This is a genomic window from Flavobacterium agricola (assembly GCF_025919725.1).
GTDB classification, from domain to species: domain Bacteria; phylum Bacteroidota; class Bacteroidia; order Flavobacteriales; family Flavobacteriaceae; genus Flavobacterium; species Flavobacterium agricola.
Genome location: NZ_CP081495.1, coordinates 1,381,396 through 1,394,041 on the forward strand (window position 1 = coordinate 1,381,396; position 12,646 = coordinate 1,394,041).

The 12,646-nt window shown below is 34.0% G+C and carries 11 protein-coding genes; all 11 read left to right on the forward strand.

Translation table 11 applies throughout. The features are described from left to right. Position 1 precedes the first annotated feature (1 nt). The 11 genes from K5I29_RS06950 (at position 2) to K5I29_RS07000 (ending at position 12,629) form a co-directional block, all read left to right on the forward strand. Complete coding sequence (locus tag K5I29_RS06950) at positions 2-328, forward strand: FtsB family cell division protein (RefSeq protein ID WP_264431927.1); 327 nt, start codon at positions 2-4, stop codon at positions 326-328. Positions 329-358: 30 nt separating this feature from the next. Next, complete coding sequence (locus K5I29_RS06955) at positions 359-1,732, forward strand: methylmalonyl-CoA mutase subunit beta (RefSeq protein ID WP_264431928.1); 1,374 nt, start codon at positions 359-361, stop codon at positions 1,730-1,732. A 19-nt stretch (positions 1,733-1,751) separates the two neighbouring features. Further along, positions 1,752-3,872: a methylmalonyl-CoA mutase gene (gene scpA / locus K5I29_RS06960; protein WP_264431929.1), complete on the forward strand. Its 2,121-nt coding sequence runs from the start codon at positions 1,752-1,754 to the stop codon at positions 3,870-3,872. 54 nt (positions 3,873-3,926) lie between these two features. Next, the gene (locus K5I29_RS06965) at positions 3,927-4,415 is read left to right on the forward strand and encodes a hypothetical protein (protein ID WP_264431931.1); all 489 of its coding nucleotides are present in this window, start codon (positions 3,927-3,929) and stop codon (positions 4,413-4,415) included. 37 nt (positions 4,416-4,452) lie between these two features. Further along, positions 4,453-4,887 (forward strand): PepSY-like domain-containing protein, encoded by a 435-nt coding sequence (locus K5I29_RS06970; protein WP_264431933.1) that lies wholly within the window; start codon positions 4,453-4,455, stop codon positions 4,885-4,887. Positions 4,888-5,051: 164 nt separating this feature from the next. Further along, positions 5,052-5,588, forward strand: a complete 537-nt coding sequence (locus K5I29_RS06975) for a response regulator transcription factor (RefSeq protein WP_264431935.1) — start codon at positions 5,052-5,054, stop codon at positions 5,586-5,588. Next, on the forward strand, positions 5,585-5,728 hold the full coding sequence (locus K5I29_RS06980; protein ID WP_264431936.1) for a winged helix-turn-helix domain-containing protein: 144 nt from the start codon (positions 5,585-5,587) through the stop codon (positions 5,726-5,728). Before K5I29_RS06975 ends, K5I29_RS06980 begins: the two co-directional genes overlap by 4 nt. 4 nt (positions 5,729-5,732) lie before the next feature. Next, positions 5,733-7,091, forward strand: a complete 1,359-nt coding sequence (locus K5I29_RS06985) for a sensor histidine kinase (protein ID WP_264431938.1) — start codon at positions 5,733-5,735, stop codon at positions 7,089-7,091. A gap of 66 nt (positions 7,092-7,157) precedes the next feature. Beyond that, positions 7,158-8,426, forward strand: a complete 1,269-nt coding sequence (locus K5I29_RS06990; protein WP_264431940.1) for a TolC family protein — start codon at positions 7,158-7,160, stop codon at positions 8,424-8,426. 3 nt (positions 8,427-8,429) lie between these two features. Beyond that, positions 8,430-9,527 carry an efflux RND transporter periplasmic adaptor subunit gene (locus K5I29_RS06995; RefSeq protein WP_264431942.1) on the forward strand — a complete coding sequence of 366 codons (1,098 nt, stop codon included), beginning with the start codon at positions 8,430-8,432 and terminating at the stop codon, positions 9,525-9,527. Between the two features lie 3 nt (positions 9,528-9,530). After that, positions 9,531-12,629, forward strand: a complete 3,099-nt coding sequence (locus tag K5I29_RS07000; RefSeq protein ID WP_264431946.1) for an efflux RND transporter permease subunit — start codon at positions 9,531-9,533, stop codon at positions 12,627-12,629. Positions 12,630-12,646: the final 17 nt, after the last annotated feature.

Consider the following 12,646-nt stretch of genomic DNA (forward strand, 5'->3'; position numbering starts at 1 on the left):
AATGAAAAAAAAGTTTCAGCTTTTAGTTACCAAATATCCTAAGCTTAAAAGCTTGTCTAACAAATACATTATTGCCATTTTTTTATTTGGCATTTGGATGCTATTTTTAGACAACTATTCGGTTTTAGATCATGCCAATTTAAACGCTGAAATAAAAACGCTGCAAACCAACCAAAAATATTATATCAACGAAATTAACAAAGATCAAAAACAAATTGATGAACTTCGAAAAAGCGAAAAGCTTGAAGGTTATGCTCGTGAAAAATATTTTATGAAGCGGCCAAACGAAGATATTTATATTATTGAGTTTGAGAATGAAACTCCTTAATTCAACCAATTAAATTTACGCATCTAAAATATGGATCAAAAGTTATTTAGTGATTTTGAACCGGTTTTATCAAAACAATGGAAAAACTTAATTCAGTACGATTTAAAAGGAGCTGATTATAACGAAACCTTGCTTTGGGAAACGCCAGAAGGTTTTAAAGTGAAACCTTTTTATCACCATGATGAATTTGGTACCGCTCTAACTCCAAATACAAAAGTTACTGAGTTTCGCATCACGCAAGATATTTACGTTCACGATTTTCAAAAATCTGTTTACAAAGCCAATCAAGCCGTTGTTCGAGGAGCCGAAAGTTTAAAGTTTATTATTCCAAACGCACAAGTTGATGCTATTGCTTTATTAACTGCGTTAGAAAATAAAAACCTTACCATTTATCTTGATTTAAAATTTTTAGATACAACCTACATAACTAAACTGGACCAATGGTTAGCTAACCAAAGGTTTCAGGTTTATATTTTAACAGATGTAGTAGGTTATTTAGCCGAAAACGGCGTTTGGTACAACAACCAAGAAACCGATTTTAAAGCAATAATCAACTTATCTCAATCTATAAAAAACTGCAATTTTATTGCAGTAAATGCTAGCTTATATCAAAACGCAGGAGCAACATGCACCCAACAATTGGCATTTGCCTTGGCGCATGTTAACGAATATTTTAATGCAATTTCTACTTTTAATCAAACCGTTGTTATAGAAATAGCAGTTGGCACCAATTATTTTTTTGAAATTGCTAAGCTACGCGCCTTACGTATTTTGTTTGATGCCTTAAATCAAACCTACAACACGCAAGCCAAATTGCATATTTTCGCTTTTCCTACCAAACGCAACAAAACCATTTACGACTACAACACCAACATGTTGCGTACAACTACCGAATGTATGAGCGCTATTATTGGTGGAGCTGATGCAGTTATGAACTTACCTTACGATGCCCTTTTTCATAAAAACAATGAATTTGGCGATCGCATTGCACGCAATCAATTACTAATCTTAAAAAACGAAAGTTATTTAGATAAAGTAAACAATCCGGCAGACGGAGCGTATTATATTGAGTTTTTAACGCAAATCTTAGCCGAAAATGCGTTAGAATTATTCAAAAAAATAGAATCTCATAACGGTTTTATTGCCGGTTTATTAAACGGAGCTATTCAAAAACAAATTACCGAAGCAGCTACTAAAGAACAAGAACTTTTTGATGCAGGTAAGGAAGTTTTGTTGGGTACCAACAAATACCCGAATCCGGCAGATAAAATGTTAAACGATTTAGAACTTTTTCCGTTTAACACCAAACAAACCGGTAAAAAGGTTTGTATGCCCGTTGTAGAAAAACGTTTGGCAGAGAAAGTAGAACAAGAACGTTTAGCACTCGAAAAACAAGAGCAATAAACGATTGTAAATAGTGGTTATGAGAAAAAACATTCAAAATATACAACTTTCAACATCACCAATAACTGCAGCAAACACAACATTGTTTACCACTGCAGAAGGAATTGATGTGAAACAAACTTATACAGCAACCGATTTAGACCAATTAGAACATCTTGGTTTTGCTTCCGGCATTGCACCTAATTTACGTGGGCCTTATTCAACCATGTACGTTCGCAGGCCGTGGACCATTCGTCAATACGCAGGTTTTTCAACGGCAGAAGAATCAAATGCATTTTACCGTCGCAACCTAGCTGCAGGGCAAAAAGGATTATCAGTTGCGTTTGATTTAGCTACGCATCGCGGATATGATTCAGATCATGAACGCGTGGTTGGGGATGTTGGTAAAGCCGGTGTTGCTATTGATTCGGTAGAAGATATGAAAATTCTTTTCGATCAAATTCCCCTAAACGAAATGTCTGTTTCAATGACCATGAACGGTGCTGTTTTACCCATTATGGCTTTTTATATTGTTGCAGCTAAAGAACAAGGCGTTGATAAAAAATTACTTTCTGGAACCATTCAGAACGATATTTTAAAAGAATTTATGGTGCGTAACACCTACATTTACCCACCTACTCCGTCTATGAAAATTATTGCTGATATATTTGAATATACCAGTCAAAATATGCCCAAATTCAACTCAATTTCTATTTCGGGTTACCACATGCAAGAAGCTGGTGCAACAGCCGATATTGAGTTGGCTTACACCTTGGCCGACGGCTTAGAATATATTCGAACTGGTTTAGCTGCCGGAATGAAAATAGATGACTTTGCTCCTCGCCTTTCATTTTTCTGGGCAATTGGAATGAATCATTTTATGGAAATTGCCAAAATGCGTGCAGCACGTATGTTATGGGCTAAGTTGTTAAGACAATTTAATCCTGAAAATGACAAATCTTTAGCTTTACGTACGCATTGCCAAACTTCTGGCTGGAGCTTAACCGAGCAAGATCCGTTTAACAACGTTGCCCGAACAGCTATTGAGGCAGCAGCGGCAGCCTTTGGAGGTACGCAATCGTTGCATACCAATGCTTTAGACGAAGCCATTGCTTTACCAACCGATTTTTCGGCACGTATTGCACGTAACACGCAAATTTACTTACAAGAAGAAACAAAAATTACCAAAACGGTTGATCCGTGGGCTGGTAGTTATTATGTAGAATCTTTAACGCATGAAATTGCACAGAAAGCTTGGGTTTTAATTGAAGAAGTTGAAAGCTTAGGCGGCATGACAAAAGCGATTGAATCTGGCATTCCAAAACTTCGAATTGAAGAAGCTGCAGCCCGCAAACAAGCACGAATTGATTCGGGCCAAGATATTATTGTTGGCGTTAACCAATACCGATTAGAAAAAGAAGATCCGTTACAAATTTTAGAAGTTGACAATCAAATTGTACGACAACAACAAATTGAACGTTTAAACCATATAAAATCGACTCGTAACAACGATAAAGTTCAAGCTAGCTTAACTAAATTAACTGAAGCTGCAAAAACAGGTAATGGCAATTTATTAGAAATTGCGGTTGAAGCTGCTGAGAATCGTGCAACTTTAGGCGAAATTTCTGACGCATTAGAAGTTGTTTACGGACGTTATAAAGCACAAATTAAATCGTTTAGCGGCGTGTACAGCAAAGAAATCAAAAATAACGAAAGCTTTGAAAAAGCGAAGAACTTAGCCAACGAATTTGCAAAATTAGAAGGGCGTCGTCCGCGCATTATGATTGCTAAAATGGGGCAAGACGGTCACGATCGTGGAGCAAAAGTTGTAGCAACCGGTTATGCCGATGTAGGTTTTGACGTAGATATGGGGCCTTTATTTCAAACCCCGGCCGAAGCTGCCAAACAAGCGGCAGAAAACGATGTGCATATATTAGGCGTTTCGTCATTAGCTGCTGGGCATAAAACCTTAGTTCCGCAAGTTATTGAAGAACTTAAAAAGCTAAATCGCGAAGATATTATGGTTATTGTTGGCGGTGTTATTCCGGCGCAAGATTACCAATATTTGTTTGATGCGGGGGCAGTTGCTGTATTTGGACCAGGAACAAAAATTGCTGATGCAGCCATTTCTATTCTAGATATTTTATTAGATACCGAATAATTTTTTAAACAAACCAAGCTACAAATTACTTTGGCAGCTTTTTTGCTATATATTATGAAAAAAACAATCTTTTTATTTTTAATCGTTGGTCTTATCGCTTCGTGTAATTCTAAAAAAGAAGCAGAATTTACAGAAGAATCAACTAATAATGCGGAAACAGAAATTACAACTGGTACTGTATTAGAAAATACTGAAACAGAAAAAGATCAGTTTCTGGTTGATGAAACTAAAACGGCCTGCGAAACCTATTATTTAACCTTGTTAAATTCATCTAAAACATTCAAAAAAGATACCGAAGGTTTAGATGCCAGCATAAAACAAAATGGCGGAACGGGCTTACATGTTGTTGTTAAAAAAGAAGGTGAATTAATTAAATATACGGTTTTAGAAACCTATGCTGACAAAAACACCGTTATAAGCACATATTTTTTTAACATCAAAACACAGCAGTTGTATGAAGAAGATTATATAGGTGCGACACCAGAAATGTTAGATTTTGATAAAAAATTAATAACTAAAAATAATTTAGATTGTGACGTTTAAAAAAATATATTTGCACTAATATTTACCACTAAATTTTATGAGAAAAATTTTATTTGTTTTTTTATTTATTATTTCTCCAATTTGTTTTGCTCAAGACAATATTGAAAGCAGCAAAGGTTTAAATAATGAGAAAAAAATAAAGCATTTGCCCCTAAATGCTCAAATATATATTTTAAATAAATATCCTAACGATACCATTGTAAAAGCAGGATATAAAAAAGTTTTATGGAACAAAACTTTTGAAGTGCATTATGATTTTTGGGTGATTGAATTTGATGAAGATGGTCATTGGCTTAAAAACTACACGCCAGACGGGGTTGCAACTTTAGATTCACTTCCGCCACATATTCGCGAACAAGTAAAAACCAACTACCCAAAACAAAAAATTGTACGTTTAGAACAAAAAGAAGGAAACTTAATTATTTATTTAGACAACAATAAAAACTTAAGTTTTAAAAATAAATTAGAATAAAAAAAGCTTTCGCAATGCGAAAGCTTTTTTTGTTAACAACTAAAATTCTTACAATATTTTAAAAAAAATAAAGTTGTTACTACATTAAAAGTGCATTAAAAAAATAACCTTCACCCCACAGAACGTAAAGAACCAATACCTTTGACTATTAATACCTATTTATTATGCAAATATTAGTTGTAGAAGATGATAAAAGAATTAGTGATTTTTTAACCAAAGGCTTAGAAGAAAACGGAAACTTTGTTACGCTATGCAAATCTGCCGAAGATGTTTTAGATCATTACACCAACATAACCTGGGATTTAATAATTTGTGATGTAATGTTACCCGGAATAGATGGCATTCAGTTGGTACAAACCTTACGTTTTAAAAAAGTTTATAGTCCTATTTTAATGCTTAGCGCTTTAAACTCAGTAAACGATAAAGTTTCTGCCTTAGATTATGGTGCGGATGATTATTTAACCAAACCTTTTCATTTTGATGAATTATTGTCGCGAATAAAAGCATTAACCCGCCGTAATCAGTACCAAAACTACGAGCAAAAATCGGCTGTAACAACCATTGGAGATTTAATTATAGATCAAGATCAGTACAAAGTTTACAAAAACGGAACCGAAGTTGTGCTATCACCCCGAGAATACAAACTATTAAATTATTTAATAGAAAATAAAAACAAAACCGTAACCGCGTACAAATCTTGAACGCCGTTTGGGGTATTACCTTTAACAACCAAACCAATGTGGTAGATGTATATATCTCGTACATTCGTAATAAGGTAGATAATCCGGAGAATCCATATATTATTACCGTAAAAGGCGTTGGTTATATGTTTAAAGCTTAAAACAATGAACTTAAAATACAGATTAGCCAGCTATTCGGCCTTAATTTTTACGCTTTTAATTTTTATAGCATCTGCCATTATTTACGTAATTTTTTACAATTGGATGGAGCATGAAAAGTTAGAAACGCTAGAAAACAAAGCTTTGCTTGCTGCCATTTATTATTTAGAACATGACGAACAATCGGAAGTAGAAAAAAACTTTACAAGTAGTAAATTAAAAGAATCTATTTCTAAATCGCACATTGCGTTGTACAACATGAATAATGTTTTAGAACGTGGAGAAATGAGCGAATCAAACGAAATTGATATTGCTTTTTTAGATGATGTTCGAAGCAATAAAAAACAAAACTTAATTACCGATCATTTTTTTTATTCGGCTGTTTTTTATCAGGACAACGAAGGGGATTTTGTGGTTATTGCGCGCGAAACCAAAAACGAATTTAATGCTAATTCTAAATTACTTTTAGAAGTTTTGTTTTTAGTTAGCCTTGTTGGAATGATTGTAATATTCTTTTCTTCCTTATTTTTAGGCCGTTGGGCATTTAAACCATTAACCAACATCATCAATCAAATAAAAAACAAAAACAACCAAAACTTTACAGAGCCAATTGTAACTACTGACCAATATACCGAAATAACCGATTTAGTTTCGGCATACAATGTTTTTGTGAATCGAATCGATCAAACCTTTCAAGTGCAAAAAAACTTTATTGATTATGTTTCGCACGAAATTAGAACACCAATTACCGCACTTTTAGGCACTTTAGAAGTTACCAATACAAAAGATAGAACTCCAATAGAATATCGAGAAACAATTCACGTTTTAAAACAATATGTAGTTGAATTAGAACATACCATTGATAATATGATGCTGTTATCGGGAGCAAAAACAACGTTTGAATTTAAACCCATTCGTATTGACGAAATTATTTGGGAAGTGGTAGAACAAGCCATTTTATATCATAAAGCAACCATTGAGGTAGCCATAAACGTAACAAACCCCGATGTTTTACAAATTAATGCCAATGCACAATTGCTACATTTAGCCATAAACAACTTGGTTAGTAATGCTATAAAATACAGCAATAATGATCTGGTTATTATTAAGTTAGAAGAAAATGAAAATACCGTAAGCATTTTTATTATTGATCATGGCATTGGCATTCCGGAAAACGATTTAAATAAAATAATGCAAAACTTTTACCGCGGACAAAACACACAAAATTTTGATGGTAAAGGCATCGGTTTATCTATTGCTCAGGTAATTTTAAAACTACATCACATAGCACTAACTATTAAAAACAACACGCCAAAAGGTACTTGCATCGAATTAATAATAGATAAAAAAAGCACTCAAGTTTAATCTATTTCTAATCTTGGATTTAAATCTTACTAATGTTGCATAACTACTTTTGTTAAAACTTTTTTTATGAAAAAACTGAACTATTTACTGGTATTCATTTGCTACAATGCACTTGCTGGTTCGCTTTGGGCGCAGCAGTTTACAGTAAAAGATTTAGAAGCGCAATTTCTAACCACTAATGCAACTTTAATTGCTACCAATCTTGAAATTAGTAAAGCAGATGCCGAAATAATTCAAGAAAAACTTTGGGACAACCCCAACCTAAGTATTGCCGAGGTAAATTTTTGGACCAATTCAACCTTAGAAGAAGATGTAATTCCATTAATCGGTAAGAAAGGTAACCCAAAGCAATTGCACGTAGAATTAGAACAAATGATTGCTACAGCCGGCAAACGTAAAAAACGAGTAACCTTAAAAAAGCTTGAGAAAAACGATGCTTTATATGAATATGAAGAATTGTTGCGCGAACTTAAAAAAGAACTTCGACAAACGTTTAACAGTTTAAACAGCATCACTCAGCAAGAAAATCAGTTACAAAATATTGTTGCTATTTACACACAAATGAGTGAACAATACGAGCGCCAGGCTCAATTAAACAACGTACCTAAAGTAGAATACTTTAGAATTCAGTCGGAATTAATTGATGTTGAAAAAGATTTAATTGAACTACAAAACGAACAATTAGAACATTTACAAACCTTACGTGTTTTAACGCAAAATGCAAAGTTACAATTAAACCAATTGATTTTTAATTCGAATAACCTACAAAAACTTTCTACACAAGTTCCATTAAACATTTTAGAAGTAGCTAAAAATGGTAATATAGAAATCAAGAAACAAACCAACGAAATTCATAAAGCAGAAAAACAATTGCAATTAGAAAATGCCGAACGCATTCCAGATGTTGCCTTGCAAGTTACTTACGATCGTGCGGGTAATATTATGCGCAATTTTGTTGGATTTGGGGTAGCTTTTGATCTGCCGATTTTAAATAGCAACAAAGGAAATCGCAAAGCAGCTAAAATTGCTATTGAACAAGAAAAACTAAATCAATCAGCGGTTGAAATAGAATTAGAAACAACTTTAGACCGATTAACCAATCAGCTAACTTCATTCGAAAACACCTTAGCCAAATGGCCATCTGCAAAGCTTGAAGAACAACAACAAATGATTGCAAATTTTAAAAAACACGTGCTAAATAAAGACGTTACCTTAATAGAATTTATAGATTTTACCCAAGCGTACCGCGATGCACAAAACGCTATTTTAGAATTACAAGTTAACTACTTAAATACTTTTGAAGAACTACAATACATTGTTGGAAAAGATTTTTAGATTATGAAAAAAACAACATATTTACTTGCTTCTGCCCTATTATTTTTAGCAAGTTGCAAAACAGAAAACCACGAAGAACAAACAGATCAAGCACCTCAACCCGAATATTGTTTGTCGGAACAAATGAAAAAAACAACAACATTTACTGCTGTTGCAATGAGACCGATTCAGGAACAATTGGTATTAACGGGCAGAATAGAATACAACCAAAACGATTTAGTTGCTTTTAAAAGCTTACTAACCGGTGTGGTTGACGAAGTAAAGTTTGAGCTAGGTGATGCGGTAAAAAAAGGACAAGTTTTGGCGGTTGTAAAATCAACAGAAATTCAAGATTTAACGCAGGAGCGTCGCGCTTTAGAAGGCCAAGTTGTTTTACTAAAAAAACAATTAACCTCTAAAAAAGAACTTTTAGATGATGGCTTAATTGCAAAATCAGAAGTTTTAGAAACCGAATACGAATTGCAAAACGCATCTTTTGAACTCGAAAAAATTAAAGCCAATTTAAATTTATACCGTGCTGCTGGCGATGGTATGTTTCAAATCTTAGCTCCAAAAAACGGTTACATTGTTCAAAAAAACATTGCAGTTGGGCAAACCATTACCGGAGAAGATGAAAATCCGTTATTTTCTATTTCAAATCTGAAAGAAGTTTGGGTAATGGTAAACATTTATCCTAACGAACTTAAATACGTCAAAACAGGTAATCCGGTAAAAGTAAAAACATTAACCGATCCAGATAAGTTTTACTCTGGTAAAATAGATAAAATTTACAACGTTTTAGACGATGAAGAACATGTTTTAAAAGCGCGCATTGTTTTAGAAAACACCGATTTAAATTTATTACCAGGTTTACGTACTGATATTATTGTTGATAAAGATAATGCGTTGGGCGAAGCAACTGCAATTCCGAACCAAGCCATTATTTTTGAAAACAACAAAAGCTTTGTGGTACTTTATATTGATGATTGTAATTTAAAAACCTTACGTGTAAATCCTATTGGTAAAAATCAGGAATATACTTATATCAAAGAAAATCTTGAACCTAATGAAAAAGTGGTAACACAAAACGCCCTAATTTTATACGAAGAACTAAACAAATAACGAATGAAAAAGTTTGTACAAGCAATCGTAACTTTTTCGTTACGTAACACAACATTTATATTGTTAGCAACTTTGGCGTTATTGTTTGCTGGTGTTTATGCCTTAAAACATACGCCCATTGAAGCTTTTCCTGATGTAACCGACACGCACACGCGCATCATAACGCAATGGCAAGGCCGTAGCGCTGAAGAAGTAGAAAAAATGGTAACCTTACCAATTTCTAAAGCCATGAACGGCATTCCGCACAAAACAACCATTCGTTCTATTTCTCTTTTTGGTTTATCAGTGGTTACCGTACAATTTGATGATACGGTTGACGATTTTTATGCACAACAATATGTAGCAAATAAACTAAATACGATTGATTTACCCGAAGGAACTGATTCTGAAATAGAACCACCATCTGGTGCAACTGGCGAAATTTTTAGATACGTAATTAAAAGCGATTTACCCATTCGCGAAGTTACTACCGTGCAAGATTGGGTAATTGAACGTGAATTATTATCTGTGCCTGGTGTTGCCGATGTAGTTTCATTTGGAGGAGAAGAAAAAATTTATGAGATTCGAATCAATCCTATCGAATTACAAAATTATGATTTATCTCCTTTAGATGTTTACGAGGCGGTATCTAATTCCAACATTAACGTTGGGGGTGATATTATTCAGCAAGGCGAACAAGCATACGTGGTTCGCGGTATTGGTTTATTAGATAAAATAGAAGATATTGGGAATATTACCATTGCTGTAAACGGTTCTACCCCGGTTTTAGTTAAAAACGTAGCCGAAGTTGTGGTTTCAAGCAAACCGCGTTTAGGGCAAGTAACCTACAACGAACACGAAGATATTATTGAAGGTATTGTGCTTTTATTACGCGGCGAAAATCCGTCAGAAGTAATTGCGCGCATTAAAGATAAAATTGAAGAATTAAATACGCGTATTTTACCTGAAAACATTCAGATTGAAAAGTTGGTAGACAGAACCCAATTGGTAAACAACACCATTTATACCGTTTCTAAAAACTTGATAGAAGGTATTTTATTGGTTTCGCTAATTGTTTTTATCTTTTTATACAACTGGAAATCTACATTTATTGTTGCTTCAGTTATTCCGTTGGCATTCTTGTTTGCAATAATCATGTTACGCATTCAAGGGCTACCAGCCAATCTAATTTCTATGGGATCTTTAGATTTTGGCTTGTTACTAGAAGGAACCTTGGTTATTGTAGAAACCGTTTTTGTGGCACTAGCAACCATGTCGCATAAAGTTGGCCCAGAACGATTTGCTAAAATGAGTAAATTAGGAGCCATTAAAAAAAGTGCGGGTAGCGTAGCATCGTACATATTCTTTGCTTTAATTATTTTAATTGTAGCTTTATTACCTATTTTCTCGTTTGAAAAGGTTGAAGGTAAAATGTTTTCTCCGCTTGCGTTTACGTTGGCTTACGCCCTTTTAGGTTCTTTAATTTTAAGCTTAACCTACGTGCCTGCTATGTGTAAATTATTATTTACGAAGAACATAGAAGAAAAAGAAAATTTTATAACACGTTTCTTTCAAAAAAACATTTACAATTTATTTCAATATACATTCAAACATAAAAAAGGAACATTAATTGTTTTTGGAATTATTTTAGTTATTTGTGGTGCTCGTTTTGCAACTTACGGATCTGAATTTTTACCCAAATTAAACGAAGGTGCTATTTATGTACGTGCAACTTTACCAAACAGCATCAACTTAACCGAATCAATGCGTTTAACAAAGGAAATGAAAACATTGATTCAGGAAAATTGTGATGAAATAGATTATATTTTTACACAAACCGGACGCCCGAATGATGGTACCGATCCAACCGGCTTTTTTAATATAGAATTTAACGTGCAGTTAAAAGATGCTAAAGATTGGAAACGTAAAATGTCTAAAGAAGATATTATTCAAGAAATGCGCAGCAAGCTTGAACAATATCCAGGAATAACGTTTGGGTTTAGCCAACCTATTCAAGATAATGTGGAAGAATATGTGGCTGGAGTAAAAAGTGCTTTAGTTGTCAAAATTTTTGGTGATGATTTGTACGAATTAGAAAAATACGGATTTCAGGTTGGTGATGCACTTAAAAAAGTTCGCGGAATTACCGATGTAAACGTATATAAAAACATAGGTTTACCCGAGTTAAGTATTCAACTTCACGATAATTTAATGGCCAAATACGGTATTCCGATGTCTGAAGTTCAGGCAGTGATTGAAATGACCATTGGCGGGCAAGCAGCAACTTCATTTTATGAGGCAGAAAAAATGTTTGATGTAGTTATTCGTTTTGAAGAGCAATACCGTGACACGCCCGAAAAAATAGGCAACATTTTAATACCAACAAGCAACGGTAAAAATGTGCCTTTAAGTGAAATTGCTACCATAAGTTACAAAACCGGTCCTGCTTTTATTTATCGCGAAGATAACAGCCGTTATATTGGTGTAGGTTTTAGCATTGAAGGACGTGATTTAGGCAGTACCATTGAAGAAGCAAAAGCTGTTGTTGCTAAAGAAGTGAAACTTCCTAAAGCAAATAATTTAGAATGGGCTGGTGAATTTGAAAGTAAAGAACGCGCTGCCAAACAATTGGCAATGGTTGTTCCTATTTCATTAGCTTTAATTTTAATGTTACTATATTTTAACTTTGGTAACATGAAAGATACGTGCATTGGTGCATTAACCTTAGCATTTGCTTTTATTGGCGGTTTTTTATCTTTATGGGTAACTAATACCATATTTGGTATTTCTGCAGGAATTGGCTTTATTATATTATTTGGAGTTGCCACCATTGACGGAATTGTTTTAATTGGGGTGATTCGTGATAATTTACAGCAAAAAATGAAGTTGATTGAAGCCATACAACACGGCGTAAAATCGAGAATTAGACCGGTTGTGATGATTGCTTTAATGGGCTCTATGGGCTTATTACCAGCAGCTTTATCTACCGGAATGGGTTCTGAAATTCAGAAACCGTTAGCCATAATGATTGTGGGCGGACTAATATGTTGTTTGTTATTATCGTTCACCGTGATTCCGGTAGTATTTTATTTGGTACACAGAAAAGAATTTAAAAATAAGTAATTAAAAAGGCTGAAACA